This is a genomic window from Mycobacterium sp., assembly GCF_032159765.1.
Classification (GTDB): Bacteria; Actinomycetota; Actinomycetes; order Mycobacteriales; family Mycobacteriaceae; genus Mycobacterium.
On sequence record NZ_JAVHWM010000084.1, the window covers coordinates 1 to 26,625 of the forward strand.

Here is a 26,625-nt window from a genome sequence, read left to right on the forward strand (position 1 = left end):
ACGGGATCGGCGTGCCACGCCTCGCGGAACGCCGCCCGCACCGCGTCGTACACGGGGCCTTCGGCGTCGATGGCATACGGATTTCCGATATCCCCGGGGGTGACCGTCACGCGTGCGCCCCACGGAGCGTGCGACTGCAGGTGCCGGGTGAGCGCGTCGAGGTGCTCCTTCGCGTCCCCGCCCGGCGCAATGCGCATGCTGACCTTCGCGCTCGCACGCGGAATCAGCGTGTTGGACGACGCCGCGATCGACGTGGTGTCGATGCCGATCACCGTGATCGCTGGCTTCGTCCACACCCTTTCCGGCACTGTGCCGCTGCCGATCTCGGTAACGCCGTCGAGCAATCCAGTCTCTTCGCGCACCTGCTCAGGCGAATAGTCCACGTCGGCGGCGCTGCCTGCGTGCAGGCCGGCGACCGCGACGTTGCCGTCGTCGTCGTGCAGGCTGGCGAGCATGCGCGTCAACACCATCAGCGCATCAGGCACCGCGCCGCCCCACATGCCCGAGTGCAGCCCGTGATCCAGCGTCGCGACCTCGACGACGCAATCCGCCAACCCCCGCAGCGACACCGTCAGCGACGGCACGTCGGTGCTCCAGTTGGACGAGTCGGCAAGCACGATCACATCGGCTGCCAGCTTGTCGCGGTGGGCCTCCAGCAGCCGGGGCAAGGACTCCGAGCCAGACTCTTCCTCGCCCTCGACGAACACCGTGACGCCCACCGGCGGCTTGCCATCGTGCGCTCGGAACGCGGCCAAATGTGTTGCGATTCCGGCCTTGTCGTCAGCGGAGCCACGCCCGTACAACCGGCCGTCACGTTCCGTCGGCTCGAACGGCGGCGTATGCCATTGGTCGTGGTCACCCTCGGGCTGCACGTCATGGTGCGCGTACAGCAGCACCGTCGGCGCACCCGTCGGCGCGGGATACCATGCGATGACGGCAGGGGCGCCGCCCTCGGCGACGATCTCCACATCGTCAAAACCGGCCGCCGACAACAGGTTTGCCACCGCTTGGGCGCTTCGCTGCACGTCGCTGCGCCGGGCCGGGTCGGCCCACACCGACTCGATGCGCACAAGGTCCTCAAGATCACGACGCACCGACGGCAACACCTCGCGCACCCGCTCCACCAGATCGCTCATGATGTCGAGGTTAGTGCCCGGCTCGTCCCGCGAGCAGACGCGCGCTAGGACGTGGACTCGAGCACCGCGACGGCTGCTGCCGTGTCACCCTCGTGCGTGAGCGACACGTGGATGGTCACATCCGCCAGGTGTTCGGCGATGGCCCCGGTGAGGCGCACCCGCGGCCGGCCCCACATATCGGTGACCACCTCGATGTCGCGGTGAATGCCCTCGGGCAGCACCGGCCGCTGCGCGAACCGCGAACCTGACCAGGCCTTGATGACCGCCTCCTTGGCCGCCCACCGAGCAGCCAAATGCCGTGCGGCAGAAGAACTCTTGTCGGCGGCGTCGCGGCGCTCACCCGGCGTGAACGTCTCCGCGAACACCGTACCGGGCTGGTCCACCTGCTCTGCGAAGTCGGGAATGAAGACCAGATCGATCCCCAGCCCGACTATCGCCATGCGAGCACGTTAGCTCAACCCATTTTCTCTTCGCGCAAGCGGCTCATCGGCCGTACACGTCGCCGTCGCCGAGGCGCGACGCCGGATCCAGCAGCATCTCGGCCTCCTGCAGCCGCTCCGGAGCGTGGTCACCGAACCGGCGGTCAGCGGGACGCTCATACAGCGGACGCCCGCCCGCGATCGCCGACGCGAGCCGCCGCTGCCCCGCCACCACCCGGGCGCCTGCGCGCTGCGTGTAGTCGGCACGCTCGGCCGGGTCCAGCGCCGCCAGCAGCGCCTGCGGATGCACCAGTGCGACCAGCCCGGAGACGTGACCGAAGCCGAGGCTGGTGACGAGCCCGGCCTTGAGCGGGAACTTCTCGCCCATCCGCAGGGCCTCCCGCGGCCACACGAAATGCGCAGAGCTCGCCATTTCGTCGTCGACGCAATCCAGACTGCGGTTCGGCGGCACCACCCCGTCGCGCAGGATTTGGCACAGCCCCATGATCTGGAACACCGCCGCGCCGCCCTTCGCGTGGCCGGTGAGGCTCTTCTGCGAGACGACGAACAGCGGCGCCCCGTCGGAGCGTCCCAGCGACTCGGCCAGCCGCTCATGCAGCTCCGTCTCGTTGGGGTCGTTGGCCAGCGTCGACGTGTCGTGCTTGGAGATCACGGCGATGTCGTCGGCGGCGACGCCTAGCGTGGCCAGCGAGCGCGCCAGCTGCGACTGCTTGCCGCCGCGGCCCGCGCCCAGTGCGCCCATGCCCGGCGCCGGGATCGACGTGTGCACGCCGTCGGCGAAGGACTGCGCGTAGGCCACCACCGCTAGTACCGGCAGACCCATCTTGACCGCCAGGTCCCCGCGGGCCAGAAGGAGCGTGCCGCCGCCCTGCGATTCGACGAACCCGAGCCGGCGACGGTCGTTGGCGCGAGAGAACCGGGCGTCGCTGATGCCCTTGGCCCGCATCATCTCGGTATCAGCGGTGGCCGCCATGTCACCGAACCCGATGATCGCCTCCAGGGTCAGATCGTCGAAGCCGCCCGCCACCACCAACTCGGCCTTGCCGAGGCGGATCTTGTCGACGCCTTCCTCAACCGACACCGCGGCGGTGGCGCATGCGCCGACCGGGTGGATCATCGCGCCGTAGCTGCCGACGTAGCTCTGAATCACATGTGCGGCAACGACGTTCGGGAGCACCTCTTGCAGAATGTCGTTCGGCTTGTTCCGGCCGAGCAGGTTGCCGTGGTACATCGTCTGCATCGACGTCATGCCGCCCATGCCGGTGCCCTGCGTGCTGGCCACCAGGCTCGGGTGCACCCAGCGCATCAGCTCGGTTGGGGTGAACCCGGACGACAGGAACGCATCGACGGTCGCGACGATGTTCCACAGCGCGACCCTGTCGATCGAGCTGGCCATGTCGGGCGTGATGCCGTACACGGTCGGGTCGAAACCGGTCGGGATCTGACCGCCGACCGTGCGGGTCAGCTTGGTCTTGCGCGGCACCCGAATCTCGGTGCCCGCCTTGCGGGTGACCTGCCAGTCGGTGCCGTCGGGCGCTGGCCTGGCGACGGTGTGCTCGGGATCGAACTGGACGAACGCACGCGCGTCGGCCTCACTGGAGACGACGAAGGTGAAGTCCTTGTCGAGGAACACCGACACCAGAAGCGGCGACGCATGTTCGGGGTCGATGGCACCGTCGTCGACGAACTCGCGAATGCCGGTGCGCTCCACGACCGCATCGTGATACCGCTCGACCAGCTCTGCCTCGTCGACCAGCTCACCCGATTCAGCGTCGTACCAACCGGGTTTCGGGACGTCGTCCCACGTGATCATTCCCGTGGTCCACGCCAGTTCGAGCACACCCGCTGCCGACAGCTCGTTGTCGACCTCCATCTCGTAACGCGTTCGCGACGAGCCATACGGCCCGATCTCCGCGCCGCCGACGATCACCACCAGATCGGCGGGGTCGATGTCGAGGTCGTCCCAGACGGGCGGCGGTGCCGACACCGCGCCGCGCGGGGGCGACGGCAGCGCCGCGATCGTCGTCGCATCGTCCTTCGTTGGCGCAGAGTCGTTCTCACTCGACATCTGCTCGCGGGCGGTAGCGGCCAGTTCGGCCATGTCGAGCTGTGCGTCGCCTAGACCGCCGGTCAGGTCGGCGTGCAGCGGCTCGCGCGAGGCAGCGACGCGCGACTCCGGGTCGCAGAGCGCCACCAGCATCGAGGCCATCTCATCGGTGGAATACGTTGTGACGCCCGCGTCTTCGACCCCGCTGACGATCGCGTCATTCTGGCCCATCAGCCCAGTGCCGCGCGTCCAGCCGATCAATGCGTGCACCAGGCTCACCCGCTGGGCCCACGACGACTCGGCCTTCCACCGCGACACCACGGCGTCGAGCGCGGACTTGGCCTCCCCGTACGCGCCGTCACCGCCGAACATCCCGCGGTTAGGCGACCCCGGAAGCACGACGTGCACACGCGAGGCGATGTCGCGCTCAGCGCCGATCGACGACAAACCGCCGATCAGCCGCTGCACCGCCCACAGCAGCACCTTCATCTCCATCTCGGCCCGCGCGCCCGCGTCCAAGAGGTCACCGGCCACACGCGGCGCCGCGAACGGGAACAGCAGTGTGGGCGTCTGGGCGTCCTTGACGTGAATTGATTGTGGCCCAAGGCTTTCGGTCTGCTCGGTGCCGATCCAGTCGACCAGCGCGTCGATGTCCGAATAGGAGGCCATGTTGGCGGGCACCACCCACAGCGTGGCGCCGAACCGCGCAGTGTCGCGGTAGAGGGTGCGGTAGAACGCCAGCCGTTCGTCGTCGAGCTTCGACGTGGTCGCGACCACTGTCGCCCCACCGTCCAGCAGCTGGGCCACCACCGACGCCGCGATCGATCCCTTCGATGCGCCCGTCACCACCGCGACATCGGCGCTGTAGCGACCCTTGCCGGGGTTCTCGGCTCCGGCCGCGGCGCGCCCGAACAGCGACGCGTGCAGGTTGCGGCCCGCGGCAAGGGCTTTGCCCTGCCACCAGCCGGCCTGCGTCCCGACGACGTGCCCGGCTCCCTCGAACCGCTCAGCGAGCCTGGGCCATTCGGCGTTGACTTCGTCCTCGTCCATCAGCCAGATCTTGACCAGGTCCTCGCGGGCACTGGCCCAGCGATCGTCGAACACCACGGCCTTGCGGCCGTCGAACACGGGGGCCACCAGCCGGGGCCAGTCGGCGCCGAGTTCGGCGCTGACGAGGTCGATCAGCTCCGCGTCGGTGGCGCTCGGCGGTGTGGTCACCGCGTCGTCGAGGCCGAGCTGGTTCAGCACCAGCCGGGCCGCATTGGCAAGCACGCCGGCACGTCCGGTGATCTGCTCGGTGAACTCGCTCAGTGCGGCGGCGTCCACAGTCGCCCCGCCACCGCCGCCTGCAGAGGGCAGCGCGACCGCGATCCCCTTGCGGGCACCCACCGCGGCGACCGCCGCGTCGATCGCCTTGTCGACAGCGGCCACGTCCGTCAGCGCCCCGTCGTGCAGGCCACCGAGATCGCCGCCCCGGACACTGCTGCCTTCGCGGGTGCCCAGCGCGACCTCAACGGTCACGTGCTTGGTCCAGCCGTCGTCGAGTTCCCATGCCTTGCGGACGCGTTCGGTGATGTAACCGGGTCGCTTGCCCGAGGGGCCGAGCACCGTGCGCAGCTGGTCGCTGATCGCGTCGGAGAGCACGGGGCCGAACGGTTTGTACGTGCGCGCCAGCTTGGACACCTGCGAGCGCAGGCTCGACAAGTCCGCCTCGGCCGCACCGTCGATCGCACCGAGGTTCAGCTCGGAGCCCAGGTCGACGAGCAGCTGGTTACGCCGCGATGACGCCCCGTCGGTGATGGACTCGATCGAGTCGAGCTGCTCGATCTGGTCGATCCGCATCTTCGCTGACAGCGCGATCAACGCGAGTGTGGCATCCGACGCGTCGAACGGGATGTCGTCTGGGCGGGGCGCGCCTGGGGCTGCGGTCGGCGCGGCCGGCGCGGCCGGCGCCGGGACGGAATCGGTTGCCGGCGTTGGCGTTTCCGAGACCTCGGCCGGGGCACCCTCCTCGGCCTCCGGCTCGGGGTCGGTGTCGCTGGCGAACAGCACCGACGCGTCTCGCTCAGAGTTGAGCACTTCGACTGTGCTATGCGCGTATTCGGTGAGCTTGAGCGTGTTGCTGGCAAGCCCGGCGACCGTCGGCGCCGACTTGACGCCGATCTCGACGAACCGCTCCACGCCGAGCCCGCCCGCGGCCTCCTCGGTGAACAGCAGGTCCTGCGTCTCGATCCAGCGCACGGGGCTGGCGAACTGCCATGCCAGCAGCTCAATGACGATCTTTCGGCACAGCTCCGCGGGACGCTCGTTGCGCCACGTGTCGTAGTCCGCCAAGATCTCGTCCAGCGGCTCGGCGGGCACGAGGTCGCGGATCTCCTGGATGAAGTCGCGGTCGAGCGTGAACGGCCGCGGCACCAGGTTCGGGATGTACCGGCCGACGATCAGCGCGGGATCAGTGTCGTGCGGCATGACCCGCGCCAGCGACCGCCGGAACTCCGGCACGCCAACCCTTAGCACCAACGAATGGAACGGCACATCGATGCCCGGCACGAGGATGAAAGACCGCTTCCCGCCGCTGATCTCGCGACGGCGCTCAACCTCGGCCTCGAGCTCCTCCAGGCCTCGCACCGTCCCGGCGATCGCGTACTGCGACCCACGCAGGTTGTAGTTGACGATCTGGAGGAATTCCCCAGTGCGCTCGGTGATCTCGTCGATGAATGCGGGAACGTCCTTGTCAGCGAGGTCGATTTGGGACGGACGGATGGCCGCCAGCCGGTAATTGGACCGACCCAGTTCGTCGCGCGGCACGATGTCGTGCATCTTGGAGCCGCGGTGGAACACCATCTCGAGCAGCGCCTCGATCTCGTACACACCGCTCACACAGGCGAGCGCGGTGTACTCGCCGACGGAGTGACCGCACGCGATCGCGCCCTCCACGAAGGCGCCGGACTCGCGCATCTCGGCGACCTGGGCCGCCGCGACCGTCGCCATCGCGACCTGAGTGAACTGCGTCAGATAGAGCACGCCTTCGGGATGCTGGTACAGCACGCCCGCGGCGATCAGGCTGGTCGGGTTGTCGCGCACGACGTGCAGCACCGAGAAGCCCAACGTGTTGCGGGTGAATCTATCGGCGGTGTCCCACACCTTGCGGGCGGCCTTGCTGCGGGCGCGGACCTCCATGCCCATTCCCTTGTGCTGGATGCCCTGACCCGGGAACGCGTAGACCGTCTTCGGCGCCGCGAGCCTGGCGGTCGCTGCCATGACGAGATCCGAACCGATCTTGCCGGTAACCTCCAAAACCTCTGCGCCCTGGTCGATCCCGACTCGGTCCACGCGCACATCGACCTCGTCGCCGGGCTCGACCATTCCGAGGAATCGCGAGGTCCAGCCGACCAGCCGGGCCGGCGGTCTGGCTTTCCCATCGGTCGCAGTCGCGACGTGCTGCGCCGCGGCCGACAGCCACATCCCGTGCACGATGGGAGATTTCAGCCCGGCGAGCAGCGCGGCGGCCTGATCGGTGTGAATCGGATTGTGGTCACCCGACACCACAGCGAATGGCCGCATATCGATGGGTGCGGTGATCTTCGCGTCGCGGCGGCGCCGACGCGGCGTGTCGCTCGCGTTCTCGGACACAGCTCCGCCGGCGCGGACAGGATCGTCGAGATCCACTGCTCCGGTGCGGCCACGGATCGCGAAGCGCTCCTCCAGCGTCGCGAGCACGGCACCATCGGGCGCGGCCACCGTGACGTTGACCGGCACCACGCGACCGAACTCCGTGTCTGAGGCGTCGGAAGCCGTTGCCGTGACGGTCAATTCGGTAGGAGTGCTGGGCAACGCAGCGGGCAGGTGCGCGGCGTGGTCGAGGTGGACCAGGCTCAGCAGACCCTCCACCACGGGGAAGCCCTCATCGGTGACCGAGGCACCGATCGCCGCGAACACCGCAGGCCAGCACAAGCCGACGAGCGCGTCGGGAACCACCGTCAGGGTCGGGGCGAGCGGAGCACCGAACGTAGCGGTGACACCGGTGTGATCGGCGACCCGTTCAGGGTCCCATCGGACAGTGACTCTGGCGGCGCCGTTCTCGACCGTGGGCAGCGCGTCGGGCCCGTCGACGCCAGCCGCGATCGCAAGCACCGCGCGCATCGCGGCCGACGCGTCGTCGACAGACACCACCGGCGCTCCGCCGTCGCGCGCGACGTCGGTGAGCGTCAACCGGATGTCGATCCACGTGCCCGACAGCGGAACGCTGAGCACGACGGACTGGTCGGATTTCACCTCGAGCCGCGCACCCGTGGAAGGGTGTGTCGCTCCAACGAATGTCGCCGGCCGTCCGGCTCCGGTCGTGTTCTCGTGAGGTTGCCACTCCGAAGGCGCACCGATGCGGTGCACCGGATTGGCCGCCAGCCGGCCCGCCCACGTCACGTCCGGGGCGTCGAGGACAACGGCCAGCGGCCCGGCGACGTCCTTGCGGACCTGCCGGCGCGAGATGACGGCCCGCGGTTCGGCGCCGGAACCGAGCACCTTGTCGACCGCCGCCTTCTCGAACCGGTCAAGCAGCTCGCCCACGGGCTCGTCGGCGCGGGTGATGCCTGCGACCGACTGCGTGCCCGGAATGATGCACACCTGATCGGCGTCATAACGCGCGTCGTGCGCCTGCCACAGTGAATCGCTGCGCCACCACCTGCGCACGTCCTTGTCGATCACGGGAACGAAGTTGACTGGCTTGCCGAGCGTCTTGCACAGCTCGACGAAGAACGGCACATCGGCGGGATGCAGCTGGATCGTCTCTGCGTCCGGATAGCTGGACAGCAGAGCGGTGATCGCGTCCCCGGGCCGCTCGAGCAGTTCCACATCAGAGAAGATCGTCTTGATCGGGCCGAATTCCTGTGGGTGCAAACGTGACTCGGTCCGCGTCAGCATCTGCTCAAACCGCTCGCGCCAGGTGTCGGCGAGCCACGGGCTGCCCGGCGACGCGGTAGCGCTGCTTGATGTCGCCGCCGGTGCGGCTCCAAAAGTCGAATCACCTTCTCCGATAGCAAGTTCCACGTAGCGTCGCAGCCACTGCGCGTACGTCATCTCCGCGACATCGCCGAAATACGGCTTGCAGGTATGGGCCATCGCGGCGATGATCTCGTCGCGGCGCGCCGCCACCGCCTCGGCATCGCCTGCGACCTCGTCGAGCAGGCGGCCGCAGCGTGATGCGGCGTTGTCGATCTCGTGGATGTCGGCGCCGAGCTGGCTCCGGCTGGATGCCATGCCGCCCTGCGCTTTTCCGGCGCTGATCCACTCGTCGGTGCCACCGATGTCCACCAGCATCCGCTTGACCTGCGGGGAGGTGGTGGCCTCCTTGGTGGCCATCGCGGCCGTACCGACGAGGATGCCGTCGACCGGCATCAGCGGGTAGCCGTGTTGGTAGGCCCACTCGCCGGTCAGGTAGTCCGCGGCGCGCTCGGGGGTACCGATGCCGCCGCCGACACACACGGTGATGTTGGGCCGGGCCCGCAGCTCCGAGTAGGTGGCCAGCAGCAGATCGTCGAGGTCCTCCCACGAATGGTGGCCACCGGCGCGACCACCCTCGATGTGGGCAATCACCGGTTTGGTGGGGACCTCGGCGGCGATCCGGATCACCGAGCGGATCTGCTCGACCGTTCCGGGCTTGAACACCACGTGCGTGATGCCGACGGTGTGGAGCTCGTCGATCAGCTCGACCGCTTCCTCGAGATCCGGGATCCCGGCGGACACGACGACACCGTCGATCGGTGCGCCCGATTGGCGCGCCTTCTGCACCAGCCGCTTGCCGCCGATCTGCAGCTTCCACAAGTAAGGATCGAGAAACAGGGTGTTGAACTGCACCGCGCGACCGGGTTCCAGCAGCGTCTGCAGCTCCTCGATACGACTGGTGAAGATCGGCTCGGTCACCTGACCTCCGCCGGCCAGCTCGGCCCAGTGACCGGCGTTGGCGGCGGCTGCGACGATGCGGGCGTCCACGGTCGTCGGGGTCATGCCGGCTAGCAGGATCGGCGACCGGCCCGTCAGCCGGGTGAATTTGGTCGACAGCTTCACCGAGCCGTCGGGCAGGCTGACCACGCTCGGCGCGTAGCTGGACCACGGCCGCGCCACCTCCGGGACCGCGCCCAGGGTGAACAGGTTGCGCTGTCCGCCGCGCGTCGCGGCCGGCACGATGCCCACGCCGAGGCCACGGATGACCGGCGCCGTCAGCCGGGTCAGGATGTCGCTCGGGCCGAGGTCCAGAATCCAGCGGGCGCCGGCCTCGTGCAGCTTGGTGACCTCACCGACCCAGTCGACCTGACGCACCAGGATGGACTCGGCCATCTCGTGTGCGAGCTCGGCGTCAAGGCCGATCTTTTCGGCCCATGCGTCGATCATCGTGACGCCGTCGGCCAGCCGCGGCGTGTGGAAGCCCACCTCGACCGCGACCGGGTCGAAGTTCGGGCTGAACACCGCCCCCCCGCGGATCTTGTTCTTGCGGTCGGCGGCTTCTGCGTCGGCGATCTGCTGGCAGTACAGCTCGAAGCGGGCCAGTTGCTCGGGGCTGCCTGTGATTACCGACGAGCGGCGGCCGTTGCGGATCGACATTGCCGGGGGCAGCACCGTGCGCACGTCGGCGGCGAACTCGTCGAGCAGTTCACTGATGCGCTCCGGGTCGGCGTTGGTGACCGAGAGCATCGGCGCCCGGTCGCCGAGCGCGGTGATCCCGCGGCGCCGGGCGACGAGCGTGCAGGCCGCGCCGATGAGCTGGATGAGCACCATCAGCTCGACGTCCTTGGCGCCACGCGAGCGCAGCGACTCGACGGCCAGGACGCCTTGCGAGTGTCCGGCAAGCGCGACGGGAGGGTTCTCAGTGAAGTCCATGCCCTGCCGTGTCAGCGCGCGGATCGCGGCAAGCTGGGTGAGCAGGATTCCGGGCATCGACGTCGCCGCGGACGTCAGCTGCTTGCTGTTCGGGACGGGCTCGCCCGCGGAGTGTGCGCGCACCCACCGCATCGGCTCGAACCCGACGGGGCGGACCACCACGAGCTCGTCGGCAATCGGCGCAAGCATCATCTCGGCCTCGCCTACCAGCGTGGCCAACTCGTCTTCGATACCCGCAGACGACACCAGCTCTTCGAGGCTGTCCAGCCAGCCGGCGCCCTGGCCGCCGAACGCCACCGCGTACGCCTCACCGGCGCTCAGGCGGTCGACAAGGGCGTGAGCCGGCTGCGCAGCACGGCGGGTATCGCCGTTGCGGCCGGCAGACACCCGGTCGTGTTCGTGGATCGTCACGTTTCGTGTCTCCTCGGTACGTTTCGTATCTGTAGTCCCCCCGCCGCTTCGCGAGGGTCGGTGTGATTCCCCGTCGAATCGTCAGCCGGGCCCTGCGCGACGGCTGACTGCCTGAAGCTGCCCACTGACTGCACTAAGAGTGTCATAAGAAATGCCGCGCTGTTGACGACGACAATGGTTACTGGCGAGTTCTACGCATTAGTAACCGACGCGGAAGTAACGGCCCGCCGATCAGGGCGAAGGATGGCGCGAGGCGAACGTCCTGCATGCTGGTGGTTACGGTCGAGTAGCTACAACGACGCAGATCACAGCGTGGTTGTGATCAAATCGTTATAAAAGAATTTTGGACCAATTTCGCGGCCGCCTCGTGTTCGGCCAAGCACTTGTTCGGCTCTTTAGTCCACAATTGTTCACTCAACTTGCAGCGACGAGTTTGCTGGCGGTTAGTCCCACTGGCCGAAGTTCGGCTTGAGAATCTGGTTGACGTCGACGCCGACGCCGCCGACGGAGCGCTTGTCGATCTCGAGCTGATGCAGATGCGCGGCTGGGTGGACCACACCTTTCGACCCCCAGTTGTGCTGCCAGTAGTACGAGCCGAGCCCGTCCTGCCGTGCCCACTCGATCGTCGGGGCGTTCGCATAAACCCCAAGTCGCTGGTGCCCGATCACCGACTCCCAGCCCTTCAGGTACGGCGCCACGAGCTGGCGGTATTGGTCCGGCGTGGGGTCGTCGTCGATGGATGCGTAGATCGGCGCGCCGTAGGAACCGCCGGCGGCGATGTGCAGTTGCCACCCCCGCTGCGCGTGCCGGACACCGGCGGCCTGGCCGCCGAGCCAGTCGGCGCTGTCCTGCTTGCCGTACTGGTAGCACGACACGATCTTCAGCCCGCTGTGATAGAGGTCGCGTGCCTCGGGCAGCTGGATGGGCTTGCCCTTCATCCAGTCACCGCCGGGCCGACGGTCTGACACGTAGCGGATCGCGCCCAATGCCCCCGATGCACGAAGGTCTCCAGCGCTGATGACGCCAGCGGCGTAGTCGAGCAGGTAGCTCGCCGGCGCGGCGGAGGCCGTCGGGATCAGCGCCCCGCCCGCACAGGCCACGACGGGGCCCGCCGCGGCGAGTTTGAGGACGTCCCGCCGATTGAGGAACACGAGCCACAGGGTACGACAAATACCTCAAATTTCACGCCGACACCATGAGTCACAATGGCATCATTTTCGCAGCGCATCCGCCGCCGAGACTGCTGGGAGATCGTGATTTCGCCGCTTTCTGCGATCTGGCAGCAGTCTCGGCGGGGGGCGGCTACGTCTGCGGCGGCGTCATTACCCGAAACGGCGCACCGAGCGGATCGGCGAGGGTAGCCAGTCGGCCGTACGGAGTGTCCTCCGGCTCCTCGAACACCGACCCGCCGAGCTCTTTGGCCCGGTCGATCGAGGCGTCGACGTCGTCGGTGCCCAGATAGAACTGCCAGTACGACCGCACGCCGTCCGGGAGGAAGCCGGCGACGTCCATCGCGCCGGCGAACGCGTCGGATGGTCGCTCGGACAAGCCTCGCTCCGCGTCGCCCCCTAGCGATAGTTGCGAATAGCGGAACTCGTCGGTGTCGCCGACGGACGCGGCCTGCCATCTCAACACGGTTTCGTAGAACTGCAGCGCGGCCCGATAGTCGCGCGTCATCAACTCGAACCACATCGGGGTGCCCATCTCCCCCAGCGCACCGAAGCCGCGGTGCTGATCCGGCAACCACAAACCGATCGCCGCGCCTGACGGGTCGGAGACGACGGCCATGCTGCCCTGGTCACCGACCTGCATCGCAGGCATCATTACGACGCCGCCCGCCTCCGTGGCCGCGCCTGCCGTCGCGTCGAGGTCGTCGACTTCCAGGTACACGGTCCACACGTTTGCGAACGGCACGTCCGGTGGCGCCTGCCCGACGCCCGCGACGACGCCGCCCTTAATCGAGAGCACGGTGTACCCGCCGTACTGCGGATCGTCGCTGCGCTCTGCCGTCCACCCGAACAGTCCGGTGTAGAAGTCGACGGCGCGCGACGCGTCGGAGCTCATCAGGTCGATCCAGCACGGCGTTCCGAGGAGTCGCTGGCGTACGGGCACGGTGATCTCCTTTGTCGCATCGGGGAATTCGTCTCGGCCTCGTCACCGTAGGCGTTATCGCGCGTCGGGTGTAGTGTGCGGCGCGCTCCGTCCTAATTTCGCAGGTCGGGAAGCCCTGAGCAGCAACGAAATTCACGCTTTGCAGACGTATACTCGCACCTTCCCTGCAAAAGGTGAATTTCGGCGTCTGGGCGGACCAGAAACCCAAGGCCGCCGCGCGTCGGGTGTAGTGTGCGGCCGTGTTCCTGCACGTGCAGCTCGACGGCCGTCCCGACGAAGCCGGCGGCCGCGCCGCCCAGCTCGCCGCCACCGGGATCGACGGCCTCTTCACCTTCGAGGGCCAGCACGACGTGTTCCTTCCGTTGGGCGCTGCGGCGGCCACCACCGATGTCGAGCTGATGACCAATGTGGCGATCGCCCTGCCCCGCAGCGCGATGCATCTGGCGCACACGGCGTACGACCTGCAGCTGATGTCCTCGGGGCGATTCCGCCTCGGGCTCGGCTCGCAGATCCGTCCCCACATCGAAAGCCGCTACGGCAGCACGTGGAGCCGTCCTGCCGCGCGCATGCGTGAGACGGTGCTCGCGGTGCGCGCGATCCTGACAGCGTGGCAGAACAATGAACGGCTGGAATTCCGTGGCGAATTCACCAAACACACGCTGATGACGCCGGTGTTCAATCCCGGGCCCAACCCGCATGGCATCCCGCCGGTCTACCTCGGTGCCCTGGGGCCGCTGATGACCCGCGCCGCGGCCGAAGTCGCCGACGGGTTGCTCGTGATGCCTTTCCACTCCGTGCGGCACTTCCGTGAGCGGACGCTGCCCGCGGTCGACGAAGGGCTGCAGCGCGCGGGGCGCACCCGTGCCGACCTCGATATCTTCCCGCAGGTGATCGCCGCGATCGGCCGCACCGACTCGCAGCTCGACAAGGCCAGCCGCGGCGCGCGGGGCATTCTCTCGTTCTACGGTTCGACGCCTGCCTACCGGCCGGTGCTCGAAGCCGAGGGGCGCGCCGAGTTGCAGCCAGAGCTCAACACGCTGTCGAAAAAGGGGGATTTCGAAGCGATGGCCGAATTGATCGACGACGACCTGCTGACCACGCTTGCAGTACGCGGCACACCGGAGGAGTGCGCGGCCGAGATCCTGCGCCGGTTCGGCGATGTCGCGCAGCGCGTGTGCGTCTACTTCCCCGGCTACGACATCCCCGATGCCGACATCCGTTCGCTGGCCGAGGCTTTGCAGGCGGGCTGATGACGGAACCGAAGGTCACAATCGATCCGCGTCTCGTCGATGCGGTGCTTTTGCTTGTACCACAAGACGATTCGGTGGCATCCCTGACGCGCCGGCTCCGAGACGCCGGCGTCGAGGCCACGAGCGGCGAGGCCGAGCCCGACCCGAAGCGGCTGCGCGAGCTCGCGACATCGATCGGCATGCGGGCAGAACGCTGCGCCGTGATCGCCGACGATCCCGACGCAGTCGTCGCGGCGCGCAGCGGTGGGTTCTCACTGGTGATCGGAGCCGTCCCTGATGGTCTTCGCGCAAGCGGCTCATCCGCGGGTGACGACCTTCTCGAGCATGGCGCCGACGTCGTGATCGACGACATCGCTGATGTCGCCGTGCGCACCGGGGATCGACGGATGTCAGACATCCCGAACGCGCTCGAGTCCTACGCCGGAGTCGCCGCATCTTTTGAGGGCGGGGTCCCCGCGGTGTGCCTGGATTACGACGGCACTCTGTCGGACATCGTTGCGGACCCTGACGCCGCTGGGCTCGTCGACGGTGCGGACGCCGCGCTGGCCCGCCTGGCCGGCCAGTGCCCAGTGGCGATACTGTCCGGCCGCGATCTCGCCGACATCCGCGAGCGCGTCGCGGTGCCGGGCCTGTGGTACGCGGGCAGCCACGGCTTCGAGTCGATCGCACCCGACGGCAGCTACCGCCAGAACGAGGACGCCGCGGCGGCAGTGCCGGTGCTCGAGCGTGCCGCGCAGGAACTGCGTGAGGCCCTGGCGAACATCAGCGGAAGCCGGGTGGAGCACAAGCGTTTTGCCGTCGCTGTGCACTATCGGGACGTGGCGGCCGACGACGTCGGCGCGGTGGTGGCGAGCACGTACCGTGTCGGGCGCCGCGAGCGCTTGCGCGTGACCAACGGACGCAAGGTCGTCGAATTGAGGCCCGACGTCGACTGGAACAAAGGCACGACGCTGGCGTGGATCCGCGATCAGATCGAGCAGTCGCAGCCCGTGCTGCCGGTGTACATCGGTGACGACCTGACCGACGAGGATGCGTTCGACGCGGTCCGTACTGATGGCATCGGCATTCTGGTACGGCACACCGAAGACGGTGATCGCCGGTCGGCTGCGCAGTACACGCTCGAAAATCCCAATCAGGTAAGGGTTTTCCTCGACCGGCTGGCCGACGACCTCCCGGCGAGCTGACCGAATCAGCGCTGCAACGCGTCCAGGACGAGGTCCACGTCGGCCACGGTGTTGTACAGGTGGTACGAGAGTCTCACCCTGCCGGCACGTACGCTCGCCGCGACGCCGGCGTCGGCAAGCCGGGCAGCCTGGTCCTCGCCGAGTTCGATCGCGATGATCGCCGAGTTGCCCGGCGCCAGACCCAATCCCGTCAGCGTGGCGTTGGCGAGCCCGACGCAGTGATCCCGCACCGCCGTCATGTCCAAAGACGCGATCCAGGGCAGCGACGCCGCCGCACCGCGATGGCTGAACCAAGCCGGCGACAGGTCGAGTCGGCGGGCGGAGGCGGCCAGACGCAACGGCAGTCCGTAGATTCCCTTCCAAATATCTTCTGCAGCAAACCAATTCGCACCCTGCGGAACGAGTTCGTCGAGACGGTCTGCGCGGACGGCGAGCCAGGAAGCCCCACGCGGAGCCAGCAGCCACTTGTACGCGGTGCCCACCACGTAGTCGGCCCACCCGAGGTCCAGCGGCATCCACCCCGCCGCCTGCGTTACGTCGAGAACCACCCGGGCACCCACGGCCGCGGCCGCCGCGCGAAGGGCAGCAAGTTCTGCGACCGCTCCATCCGCGGATTGCACCGCGCTGACCGCCACCAGGTCGGTGGCAGCCACCGACGCCGTCAGCTGCCCGGCATCCACCTCGGTCACCATCACGCCCCGATGTGCCTGCGCCGCAAAGGGAAACGTCACGCTGGTGAATTCATTACGCACCGTCAGCACCCGGGTGCCGTCGGGCACGCTGGCCGCGACGAGACCGATGAGCTGCGAGGCGGTGGCGCCGATCGCGACGTCGCTTGGCGATACACCGACAAGGTGCGCCCACGCCGCACGCGCAGCCTCGACGTCGGGCTCGAACTCAGCAGGCTCTGACGCTCCCGTGCGCCAGTCGGCGATCGTGTCGATCATCGTCTGGGCCATCCGCACCGACGGCACACCGATGCTCGCGGTGTTGAGATAGCCAGGACGGATCTCGAACACCTCGCCGAATGCCTGACGCACACGGCGACAGTAGACGACCCTTCGCCAGCGGCGACCGGCTTTTGCGGCGACTTGAAATCAGCGTGGCCGAAACTCGACTAGGAGGTGTTACCCGGAATTCGTAACGCGTTCGTCCCCAGTTCGCCAAACCGTTACGCTAAGTTTGGCCGATGAATCGGGCTCGGGGGTCCTCGGGAACAAACGCTGCGGTGGAAGCCGCCAATCGAAAGCAAGCCGAGTACTACCGAGATCTTATGATGGACCACCGCGACGAGATCGATCGCGCCATCGTCGACTACCTCGAAGTCCTGGACACCGGCGGCCACATCGACGTCGCGTCGGCGCGCGATCTCCGACATGCCGTTCGCAAAGCCGAACGGGAACGCCAGGTACTCGACCGGATGATCGCCAAGATCGACGAACGTTTCCCGACGCTGAACCCAGTGGTCAGTGACCAGTCCCGGGCCGGCGACGAGAAAACCTATGTCGCGATGAGCGCCCGGCGAACGCCGAATATCGCCGGACGGCTGACTGCATTTCCCCGACTGTAAGATGCGCCCATGCCGTTGGCCGATGGCCAGAGTTTCGCGGGCTACACGATCCTGCGGCACCTGGGTTCAGGGGGAATGGGTGAGATCTATCTGGCCCAGCACCCCAGGTTGCCGCGCGACGACGCGCTGAAGGTACTCCCCACCGAATACACCAACGACGACGAATACCGCCAGCGGTTCAACCGCGAAGCGGACATCGCCGCGTCGCTGTGGCACCCGCACATCGTCGGCATCCACGACCGCGGCGAGTGCGACGACCAGCTGTGGATCTCGATGGACTACGTGGAGGGCACCGACGCCGCTCAACTGCTGGCCGACCGCTACCCCAACGGTATGCCCCCGCAGGAGGTCGTCAGGATCGTCACCGCTGTCGCCGAGGCGCTTGACTATGCGCACCAGCGCCTACTGCTGCATCGCGACGTCAAGCCGGCTAACATCCTGATGTCCCACCCCGATCAGAGTGATGAGCGAGTCCTATTGGGGGACTTCGGAATTGCTCGACGGGTTGACGACTCCAGCGGGCTCACCGGAACCAATATGACCGTCGGAACGGTTGCCTACGCCGCGCCGGAGCAGCTCATGGGCGAAACGCTCGACGGGCGCGCCGACCAATACGCGTTGGCGGCAACGGCTTTCCACCTGCTGACCGGAACACCGCTGTTCCAGCATTCCAACCCTGCTGTCGTGATCAGCCAGCATCTGAGCACACCACCGCCTGCCATCGGCACCAGGCGGCCCGCCTTGGCCGACCTCGGCCCGGTGTTCTCAAAGGCGCTCGCGAAAGCGCCTGCCGATCGATACGCCACGTGTGCCGAGTTCGCCACTGCACTCGGTAACCGGCTCGGGACGGTCGCCGCCCAAACCGGCGCCACCGACGCGACCGTCTCGGCGCCGATCACGAAGGCGCCGACCCCGAAGGGTCCGAAGCACCGGTCGAGACCGTCGGTCCCAGTGGGCAAGAAGCCGTCCGGAAATCGGCGGGTTGTCGTCGGCGTGGCGGCTGCCGTCGCCCTCCTGGTGGTCGCCGGCGTGGTGATCCTGGTGCTGTCGGGACGGGAACGTCATGAACCAAGCCCTCCTCAGGCCGGGCACGCGCCGCCGCCGACGTCCGCGCCGGGCCCGGCGCGGACGGTTCCGATCGTGCTCGTCGGCGCCGACTGCGAGCCGCTGGGAGGCTTCGGGCACACCGCCGACGGCAAGGACGCGTTTTGCTCGAGGGTGAGTGCGAACGGCGACTTTGCCTGGTCGCTGGTGAAGAATCCCACCCTGGATCCGACGAACACGCCCGGACCGGACGACGAGACATATGCGCCTGGCATCGAAGAGCAGGTGGAGTTGTGTGTTCAGCAGACCGGGCAATCGCGGATAAAGTGCCGCCTGGACGTCAGGCAGGGCAACAAGTTCGGACCCGAGTAAGCCCGCTCGTCAGCCGTCTTCGACCAGCGACTGGCTGATCGCCTCGGCCGCGTGCCGGTGGCCCACCAGCTCGAAGCCCACAATCGTGACGACGGGCGCGAGCATCACGATCACCAGGCACATCGGCACCGACACCCCGGCGGCAGCCAGAGCCACTGATGCCACCAGCACGACGGCCGTGAGGCCCACCAGCAATGCGTGGAACGAGTCCACCGTGCGGGCGATCACCATGTACAGCAGGTACACCGAGGCGATGAACACCCCGACGGGAATCGCCACGGACAGCACTGTGTTCACCGCTGACAGCTTCGAGTGGTGCTCGATGTAGTAGGCGGCAGCGTGCAGCCCCGCGCCCATGGCCACGATCGACACAATGACCCCGAAATGCAGGTAACCGAACGTGAAGGACCGTTCCCGGTGGGCTTCGAGCAGCGGTGCCACCGGCAGGACGTAGTACGTCCACCACATCCCGAAGGTCAGGCCGATTCCCGCGACGGCAACGAGCACCGCGTCCACACTCCAGCCGTCCTCGGCCACGACGGCCGACAGCGACGCGACGGTTCCGATCACACCTTCGCCGAGCGCGATGATCGTCAGAAGGCCGTACCGCTCGACGATGTGATGCGCGTGCCACGGTGTGCGCGCCATGCGCGTCTCGGCAATCCACGGCCCAACCAATTCGATGACGAACAGCGGCAACGTCATCAGCGCGGTGGCCGGCACCGAGGTGTTGACGAAAATCAATCCCACCCAACCGATCTGAGCGATTGTGATGACCGCGGCGTACGTCAAGCACGCCGAGCGGTGCGCGCGATCCTGTCGGGCGGCACGCAACCACTGCGCCACCATCGCCCCCCGCATGACCACGTACCCGGCGACCATCACCCGGATGTCGAGGCCTTCTCCGTCCTCGATCGAGGAGAACATCTGCGGCACGCCCAGTGACAGCACGATCACGCCGACCATCTGCACCATCGTGGTGAGCCGGTAAATCCAGTCGTCGGTGTCGTAAGCGGAGGCGAACCAGCTGAAGTTGACCCACGCCCACCAGATGGCGAAGGTCGCGAAGATGAAGCCGATCAGCCCGTAGCCGACGTGGTTTTCCGCCAGCGTGTGCGCGAATTGTTCAGCGGCGACGCCGAATCCGACCACAAAGGTCAGGTCGAACAGCAACTCCAGCGGGGTGGCGACACGGTGATCTTCGTCCGGGTCGCGGCCGGTCATCTGTCGCAGGCGGTGGTGCGGGGCGGCCTCTGTCACGGATGGATTATCAACCGTCGCAGGTCGTGGCAGCCCGTCGGCGGTGTGAAAAAGCTCGCGGACGTGAGGAGCAAAACGCTCAGCAAATCCTCATCCACGAGTTCTACCGTGGTGATCACACACGACATTTCAGGAGGTCACCATGACCGAAGCACCGACAACACCCACGCCCGAGGCATCGCCGCGACTGCCCGACGTCCCGCCCTCGGCGAATGCCGGATGGGCTGTCGCCGCGGTGCTGTTTTTCTGGCCGCTGTCATTCTCGGCGTTCTCTCACGCGTTCAACGTCTACCCATTGTGGGCTGCAGGCGACCTCCTAGGAGCCAAAGCGGCATCCGATCGGGTGCGCCGGCTCGGGGTCCTGTCGCTCTGGTTGTTCGGGGCTCTGATGCTGATTTTCGGGATCCTCTACGCGGTTTTCGCGATCGTGATGATCAGCCACGGCTACGGGCACGGGCATTACGGTGGCGGCATGGGACGTCATCACGGGGGCTGACCGCTAGTCCGGTGTGTCCCAGTCGCGTCCGGTGGCGAGGTCGCTGCAGTCGACGATCTCGACGTCGTTGCGGCTGCCCAGGTAGGCTCCGGCCCCCCGGTCGCCCGTCAGGCTCGCGATCACGGCGGGCCAGTGCTCTCGCGCGATGACGACGGGGTGGCCGGGCTGCCCGGCGAACTGTGCGCGGGCAAGTCCACTCTCGGATGCCAACGCGCGCTTGATCACTCGAGCCACCACTGCGGCACCGACGTCGGGTGTGTCGACCACGTGCAAGAGCACGTACTGCGCCTGCAACCGGCCGGCCTCGGCAAGTCCGGCCCGCACCGACGCGCTCAGACCCGTCTCCCAGTCAGGCGCAGTCACCGCGACGACGCCCGGGGGCGGCGTCACCTGTGCCGCGCCGAGAACCAAGATCACGTCCTCGCATCCCCCGTCGCGCACTGCCGTGAGCGCTGCGGTCAGGAATTCGTCGACGAGCACCTTCGGCCTGCCGTAGCGCCGCCCGGCCCCCGCGGCCAGCAGCACTCCGGCGATCCGAAATTGTGTTTCCGACATCAGAGAACAATGATCTCGCAACGTCATAAACTCGCAGCCGAGATCTCACGAAGGACAGGTTTCTGTAGTGCGCGATGTGCTCGACACCTTGATGTCGATCTGGCGCTCGGGTGACACGGCGGGCGTCGCGACGGTGGTCCGCACGATCCGCTCGGCACCCCGTCCGCCCGGCGCGGCGATGGTCGTGGCTCCCGACGGAGCGGTCGCCGGCTCAGTCTCGGGCGGCTGCGTCGAAGGGGCGGTGTACGAACTCGCCACCGAAGTCGCGCGCACCGGACGGCCGGCGCTGCAGCGCTACGGAATCACCGCCGACGACGCCTTCGCCGTCGGGCTGACCTGCGGAGGCGAGATCGACATCTTCGCCGAGGCGGTATCGCAGCACACGTTCCCGCAGCTGCAGCGGATCACCGAGGACATCGTCGCGCAGCGTCCGATAGCCGTGGCCACCGTGATCGGGCACCCTGACCCCGGCTGGCTCGGCCGGCGGCTGGTGGTCGGGCCGGACTGGGTCGACGGTGCGCTGGGATCCGCTCGCGCCGACAGCGCCGTCACCGACGATGCCCGCGGCCTGCTGGGCGCAGGTCACTCCACAGTGCTGACATACGGGCCTGACGGGCAGCGCCAGGGCGCCGGAATGGAGGTCTTCGTCGCCAGCCACGCGCCGCGTCCGCGAATGCTGATCTTCGGGGCCATCGACTTCGCCGCCGCGCTGGCGCGGCAGGGCGCCCTGCTCGGGTACCGGGTCACGGTGTGCGACGCGCGAGCCGTGTTCGCCACGCCCGCGCGCTTCCCCGCCGCCGACGAGGTCGTCGTCGATTGGCCGCACCGCTACCTGGCAGAGCAGGCCGGACAGGGCGCGATCGACTCCCGCACGGCGATCTGCGTGCTGACTCACGACCCCAAGTTCGACGTGCCGTTGCTGGAGGTCGCGCTGCGGCTTGGAAGCGTCGGCTACATCGGCGCGATGGGTTCGCGCCAGACCCACCTCGACCGGCTGGACCGGCTGCGTGAGACGGGCCTGACCGAGGCCGACCTGAACCGCCTCGCCAGCCCGATCGGCCTCGACCTCGGCGCGCGCACACCGGAGGAGACGGCAGTGTCGATCGCGGCGGAGATCATCGCGCGTCGCTGGGGCGGCTGCGGCCTTCCGTTGGCCGAGGTAGGTGGCCGCATCCATCACGACCCGTCGTAGACGCGACCGCGCAGAACCTACTATGGTGATGCTGCTGAGCGACTGCTTAGCAAGCGGCGGATTGGAGGCACCGATATGACGTCGCCCGCCCCGCGCTACTCGGGCACGCGCGTCGCTCGGGTCGAGGACCTTCGCCTGCTCACCGGCCGCGGCACGTTTGTCGACGACATCACGCGCCCGGGCATGCTGCACGCCTGTTTTGTGCGCAGCCCGTTCGCCCGCGCCCGCATCAAGGGCATCGACGCCTCTGCGGCGATGGCGCTGCCCGGCGTGCGCGCTGTCTTCACTGCGGCCGACCTCAACCCCGATGTCAAGGAGGCCTGGCACGCGGTCGCCGGCAAGGACGTCGCTGACACACCGCGCCCGCCCCTGGCCGAAGGCGAGGCGAAGTTCGTCGGCGACCCGGTGGCGCTGGTCGTCGCCGATAACCGCTACCTCGCCGAGGACGCCGTCGAACTGGTCGACGTCGATTACGAACCGCTGCCTGCCGTCGCCGACTTCATGAAGGCGGTGAACGCTGATGTCGTCGTCCATGACGCCTACCCCGACAACGTCGCGGGCGGGATGGGCGGCGCGCCGCCGGACGAGGAGCTGTTCTCGACGGCCGCGCACGTCGCGTCGGCGAACGTGTACCAACAGATTTACGCGCCGGTGCCGATGGAGACGCGCGGCATGGTGGTCGAGTGGACTGCCGCCACCGAAGAACTCACCTTGTGGGCGTCGACACAGACGCCACACGAATTGCGCGCGTTCTGCGCTCGCCTGCTTGGCATTCCGGCGCACAACGTGCGAGTGATCATGCGCGACACCGGCGGCGGCTTCGGCCAGAAGGTCGTGCCGATGCGCGAGGACATGTGCATCATGCTGGCCGCGCGCAAACTGCCTGCCGCGCTGAAGTGGATAGAGGACCGGCGCGAGAATCTGATGTCGGCCGGGCAGGCACGCCACGTCGACGGCAACGTCCGGATGGCGCTTGACGACGACGGCCACATCCTGGCCGCCGACATCGACTTCACCTACGACATCGGCGCGTATCCGACCCCGTACCCGGTGCTGACGACCGCGGCCGTCGGGATGTTCTTTCCCGGCCCGTACCGCGTCCCGAAGGCCAGCTTCAACTACAAGACCGTGTTCTCCAACACCGCGGGCCTCGCGGCGTATCGCGGCCCATGGCAATACGAGACCCTGGCGCGGGAGGTCCTTCTCGACATCGCCGCTCGCAAGATGGGCATGGATCCGGTCGAGCTGCGCCGTCGCAACATCCTGCGCGGTGACGAAATGCCGTACGTCAACCCCAACGGCATGCCGTACGACCACATCGCGCCCGCCGACACATTCGAGCAGGCCGTGAAAATCCTTGACCACGAGGGCTTTCGCAAGGAGCAGCAGGACGCCTTGGCCGAGGGCCGCTACATCGGCCTCGGCTTCTCGGCCTACGTCGAACCGACTAGCGCAGCGACCGGCCACCTCGCGACGGAGGGCGCGACGATCCGCATCGAGCCTACGGGCAAGATCAACGTCTACGTGAACGGCGGCTCGTCGGGAAACAGCATCGAGACCACAGTGGTGCAGCTGACCGCGGACGCGTTGGGCGCCGACATCGACGACGTCGCAACGATTCAGGGCGATACCGCGGTGACGCCGTACGGGGCGGGCTCTCAGGGCAGCCGCAGCGGCCCGATGACCGCCGGTGCGGTGAACGAGGCAGCGACCATCCTGCGCAACCAGATTGTCGCGATGGCGGCTCATTACCTGGGCGTCGACGAGGGCGACATCGAGCTCGCAGACTCGAAAGCCGCTGCGCGGGAAGATCCGTCGAAGCACGTGACGTTCGCCGACCTCGCCTACCGTTCGTACTACCAGCCGCAACAGCTGCCGCCGGGAATGCCCGCCACGCTGGAGGCGACCGCGCGGTTCACGTCGTCGGCGATGATTCACTGGGCCAACGCCACCCACGCCTGCACGTGTGAGGTGGACGTCAAGACCGGCCACGTCACGCTGACCCGGTACATCGTCAGCGAGGACGTCGGCCCGATGATCAACCCCAACGTCGTCGAGGGCCAGGTCGCTGGCGGCACCGTGCAGGGAATTGGCGGCGCGCTGCTGGAGGATCTTGCATACGACGACGACGGAAACCCGCTTGCGTCAACCTTCGTCGACTATCTGCTGCCGACCGCCACCGAGGTTCCGCCGATCGAGTTCGGCCACGTCGAGATTCCCGGGCCCGGAGTCGGGGGGTACAAGGGCGTCGGCGAGGGTGGCGCGATCGGGGCGACGCCCGCAGTGATCAACGCGATCAACGACGCGCTGGCGCCGCTCGGGGTAACGCTCACCCAGCTGCCCGCCAGCCCCGCCGCCATCGTCGACCTCATCGAACAAGCCACGACGTAAGGACCAACAGTGGAGTTAGTCAACGAGTTTCGCGTCGCTGTCCCTGCCGCCACCGCGTGGAAGGTGCTGACGGACGTCGAGCGCGTCGCGCCCTGCATTCCCGGCGCGCAGCTGCTGTCCGTCGACGGCGATGACTTCACCGGCGCGGTGAAGGTAAAGGTCGGTCCGATCACGGTGTCCTACAAGGGTGATGCGTCGTTTCAGGAGAAAGACGAGGCCGCGCAGCGGGTGGTCATCAAGGCCAACGGGAAGGAAACCAGGGGCAACGGCAACGCCGCCGCCCTTGTCACCGCCCAGCTCAAGGGCGAAGGCGACGCCACCAGCGTGGTCATCACCACCGACCTGACCATCTCGGGCAAGGCGGCGCAGTTCGGCCGCGGCGTGCTGGCCGACGTGGCAGGCAACTTGATCGCGCAGTTCGCGAAACGTCTTGAGGCTGACGTGCTCGGCGGTGCCGCGCCCTCGAGCGAAACCTCAGCTCCCACAGCCGAGTTCGCTGCAGCAGCTGCGCAGCCAGATGACACCGTCGACCTGCTCAAAGTAGTCGCGGTTCCCCTGGCCAAGCGAGCCGGCCCGGTCGTGGCCGCGGTGGCCGCGGGTGTCGCGGTGGGATTTCTGGTCGGCCGCCGCAGGGCCAGGCCGCAGCCTGCCGCACAGCGCGTCGAGGATCTGCTGAACGCGCTGTCGCGGCTGGTGTCATGAAAGCCGCCGCGTTTGCCTACCACCGACCCGACTCGGTCACCGACGCCGTCGCCCTTCTCGACGAGTACGGTGACGACGCGAAGATCCTCGCTGGCGGCCAGAGCCTGGTGCCGATGCTGGCCATGCGGCTGACGCAGTTCGACAATTTGATCGACATCTCCCGGCTCGACGAGCTCAAGAGCATCGACCTCTGCGACGGTGAAATCCGGATCGGTGCGGGCACACCGCACGCGTACGTCGGCATGGATGACGAAGTGGCTGAGTCGGTTCCGCTGTTGACGTATGCGACCCCGCACATCGGCCACTTCCAGATCCGCACCAGGGGCACGCTCGGAGGCGCGATCGCGCACGCCGACCCTGCCGCGGAGTATGCGGCGGTGGCTCTTGCGCTCGGTGCCGAGATGGACGCGGTGTCGTCGCGGGGTGATCGCCGCATCGGTGCCTGCGACTTCTTCGTCGGGCTGTGGGAGACGTCGCTTGAACCCGGCGAGATCCTCACTGCCGTGCGCTTTCCCGTCTGGGGGCCACGGTCGGGCTTCGCTATTGAGGAATTCGCACGCAGGCACGGCGATTTCGCCATCGCGGGTGCTGCTGTTGGCGTCCAACTCGACGACGACGACCGCATCACCCGTTGCGGCATCGGGCTCTTGGGCTTGGGTTCGACGCCGCTACGCGGGTCGGCGGCTGAAGAGGCGATGCTCGGCCGCGCGGTCGGTGAGCTGGATGCCGAGGAGCTGGGTGAGCTCGCCGTCGGCGGACTCGCGGATATCCCGTCTGATCTTCAGGGGTCCGCCACATACCGAGCCAAGGTCGGGGCCACGATGGTGGCAAGGGCGTTGACTCAGGCCGTTTCTCGGGCGAACTCGGAGGCTGCGTGATGCATGAGCTACCCGTCGAGGTCACGGTCAACGGCCGCAGCACTGCGGCGACCGTCGAGCCGCGGCTCACCCTGGCGGACTACTTGCGCGAGCGGTGCGGGCTGACCGGCACCCACCTCGGGTGCGAGCACGGAGCGTGCGGGGCGTGCACGGTACTGCTCGACGGAGCGGCTGTCCGGTCCTGCCTGATGTTCGCCGTGCAGGCCGACGGCTGCGAGGTCACGACGGTCGAGGGCATCGCGTCGGCCGATGGCGAGCTGTCGCCCGTGCAGTCAGCGCTGCGCGACTGCCACGGGCTCCAATGCGGTTTCTGCACACCGGGTTTCGTGATGTCGATCACCGCGCTGCTGAACGAGAACCCGCATCCCAGCGACGGGGAGATCCGCGAGGGCCTGTCCGGCAACTTCTGCCGGTGCACAGGATACCAGGGCATCGTGAACGCGGTGCACCTCGCCGCGAAGAGCAGCTAGCTTTCCGCCGAAACTGTATTCCGCTCGCAGAAGTTCGAGTTAGTAGCGCGTGGAATACAGTTTCGGCGCAAGCGTGAGCTACTTCAGGCAGCTGCCGCCGTCGATGGGCAGCGCCACGCCAGTGATGAAGCGCGACTCGTCAGAGGCGAGGAACAGCACCGCGTTCGCGATGTCCTCGGGCTCGACCCACCCGATCGGCAGCGTATGCATGAACTGGCCCGCGACCTTCATGTCCTCGGGGC

Annotated in this window: 19 protein-coding genes; 10 read left to right on the forward strand and 9 right to left on the reverse strand. The window is 67.7% G+C overall.

The genetic code is table 11. From position 1 onward, the window contains the following. The 5 genes from QOH60_RS09335 to QOH60_RS09355 all read right to left on the reverse strand — a co-directional run. The coding region (locus QOH60_RS09335) for a M20/M25/M40 family metallo-hydrolase (protein WP_526419425.1) at positions 1–1,136 on the reverse strand (1,136 nt) is incomplete at its 3' end. 44 nt (positions 1,137–1,180) lie between these two features. Further along, complete coding sequence (acpS, locus tag QOH60_RS09340; protein WP_526419427.1) at positions 1,181–1,576, reverse strand: holo-ACP synthase AcpS; 396 nt, start codon at positions 1,574–1,576, stop codon at positions 1,181–1,183. A gap of 43 nt (positions 1,577–1,619) precedes the next feature. After that, on the reverse strand, positions 1,620–10,907 hold the full coding sequence (locus QOH60_RS09345; RefSeq protein WP_526419429.1) for a fatty acid synthase subunit beta domain-containing protein: 9,288 nt from the start codon (positions 10,905–10,907) through the stop codon (positions 1,620–1,622). Positions 10,908–11,350: 443 nt separating this feature from the next. Continuing rightward, positions 11,351–12,058, reverse strand: a complete 708-nt coding sequence (locus QOH60_RS09350) for a glycoside hydrolase domain-containing protein (RefSeq protein WP_526419431.1) — start codon at positions 12,056–12,058, stop codon at positions 11,351–11,353. 151 nt (positions 12,059–12,209) lie between these two features. After that, positions 12,210–13,019, reverse strand: a complete 810-nt coding sequence (locus QOH60_RS09355; RefSeq protein WP_526419433.1) for a VOC family protein — start codon at positions 13,017–13,019, stop codon at positions 12,210–12,212. Positions 13,020–13,258: 239 nt separating this feature from the next. Between QOH60_RS09355 and QOH60_RS09360 the strand changes: the two genes are divergently transcribed. Both QOH60_RS09360 and otsB read left to right on the forward strand, forming a co-directional pair. After that, on the forward strand, positions 13,259–14,269 hold the full coding sequence (locus tag QOH60_RS09360) for a TIGR03617 family F420-dependent LLM class oxidoreductase (RefSeq protein ID WP_526419435.1): 1,011 nt from the start codon (positions 13,259–13,261) through the stop codon (positions 14,267–14,269). Then, entirely contained in the window at positions 14,269–15,453 is a 1,185-nt protein-coding gene (otsB, locus tag QOH60_RS09365) for a trehalose-phosphatase (protein WP_526419437.1), read from the forward strand. The genes QOH60_RS09360 and otsB overlap by 1 nt, the downstream gene beginning before the upstream one ends. Positions 15,454–15,458: 5 nt before the next feature. Here otsB and QOH60_RS09370 read toward each other — a convergent pair whose 3' ends face one another. After that, positions 15,459–16,493 carry an aminotransferase class V-fold PLP-dependent enzyme gene (locus tag QOH60_RS09370; protein ID WP_526419439.1) on the reverse strand — a complete coding sequence of 345 codons (1,035 nt, stop codon included), beginning with the start codon at positions 16,491–16,493 and terminating at the stop codon, positions 15,459–15,461. Positions 16,494–16,726: 233 nt separating this feature from the next. Between QOH60_RS09370 and QOH60_RS09375 the strand changes: the two genes are divergently transcribed. Both QOH60_RS09375 and QOH60_RS09380 read left to right on the forward strand, forming a co-directional pair. After that, a complete protein-coding gene (locus QOH60_RS09375; protein ID WP_526419441.1) occupies positions 16,727–17,023 on the forward strand; it encodes a hypothetical protein in 297 nt (98 codons plus the stop codon). Between the two features lie 9 nt (positions 17,024–17,032). Further along, positions 17,033–18,439, forward strand: a complete 1,407-nt coding sequence (locus tag QOH60_RS09380) for a serine/threonine-protein kinase (protein WP_526419443.1) — start codon at positions 17,033–17,035, stop codon at positions 18,437–18,439. A gap of 9 nt (positions 18,440–18,448) precedes the next feature. Here QOH60_RS09380 and QOH60_RS09385 read toward each other — a convergent pair whose 3' ends face one another. Beyond that, positions 18,449–19,663, reverse strand: coding sequence for a low temperature requirement protein A (locus tag QOH60_RS09385; RefSeq protein WP_526419459.1), 1,215 nt, complete (start codon positions 19,661–19,663; stop codon positions 18,449–18,451). A 178-nt stretch (positions 19,664–19,841) separates the two neighbouring features. Here QOH60_RS09385 and QOH60_RS09390 point away from each other — a divergent pair, with 178 nt between their 5' ends. After that, a complete protein-coding gene (locus QOH60_RS09390) occupies positions 19,842–20,195 on the forward strand; it encodes a CD225/dispanin family protein (RefSeq protein ID WP_526419445.1) in 354 nt (117 codons plus the stop codon). 3 nt (positions 20,196–20,198) lie between these two features. Here the strand turns inward: QOH60_RS09390 and QOH60_RS09395 are convergent, their stop codons facing one another. Further along, entirely contained in the window at positions 20,199–20,750 is a 552-nt protein-coding gene (locus tag QOH60_RS09395; RefSeq protein ID WP_526419447.1) for a nucleotidyltransferase family protein, read from the reverse strand. Positions 20,751–20,817: 67 nt separating this feature from the next. Between QOH60_RS09395 and QOH60_RS09400 the strand changes: the two genes are divergently transcribed. The 5 genes from QOH60_RS09400 to QOH60_RS09420 all read left to right on the forward strand — a co-directional run bounded on the left by QOH60_RS09400 (position 20,818) and on the right by QOH60_RS09420 (position 26,383). Beyond that, positions 20,818–21,942 carry an XdhC family protein gene (locus QOH60_RS09400; protein ID WP_526419449.1) on the forward strand — a complete coding sequence of 375 codons (1,125 nt, stop codon included), beginning with the start codon at positions 20,818–20,820 and terminating at the stop codon, positions 21,940–21,942. A 75-nt stretch (positions 21,943–22,017) separates the two neighbouring features. Next, complete coding sequence (locus QOH60_RS09405; RefSeq protein WP_526419451.1) at positions 22,018–24,333, forward strand: xanthine dehydrogenase family protein molybdopterin-binding subunit; 2,316 nt, start codon at positions 22,018–22,020, stop codon at positions 24,331–24,333. A 9-nt stretch (positions 24,334–24,342) separates the two neighbouring features. Further along, a complete protein-coding gene (locus QOH60_RS09410) occupies positions 24,343–25,035 on the forward strand; it encodes an SRPBCC family protein (RefSeq protein ID WP_526419453.1) in 693 nt (230 codons plus the stop codon). Continuing rightward, on the forward strand, positions 25,032–25,913 hold the full coding sequence (locus QOH60_RS09415) for an FAD binding domain-containing protein (RefSeq protein WP_526419455.1): 882 nt from the start codon (positions 25,032–25,034) through the stop codon (positions 25,911–25,913). Before QOH60_RS09410 ends, QOH60_RS09415 begins: the two co-directional genes overlap by 4 nt. Continuing rightward, positions 25,913–26,383: a (2Fe-2S)-binding protein gene (locus tag QOH60_RS09420; RefSeq protein ID WP_526419457.1), complete on the forward strand. Its 471-nt coding sequence runs from the start codon at positions 25,913–25,915 to the stop codon at positions 26,381–26,383. Before QOH60_RS09415 ends, QOH60_RS09420 begins: the two co-directional genes overlap by 1 nt. Before the next feature lie 78 nt (positions 26,384–26,461). On the opposite strand, the gene QOH60_RS09425 is transcribed toward QOH60_RS09420, so the two are convergent. Next, the coding region (locus tag QOH60_RS09425) for an SDR family oxidoreductase (protein ID WP_526419461.1) at positions 26,462–26,625 on the reverse strand (164 nt) is incomplete at its 5' end.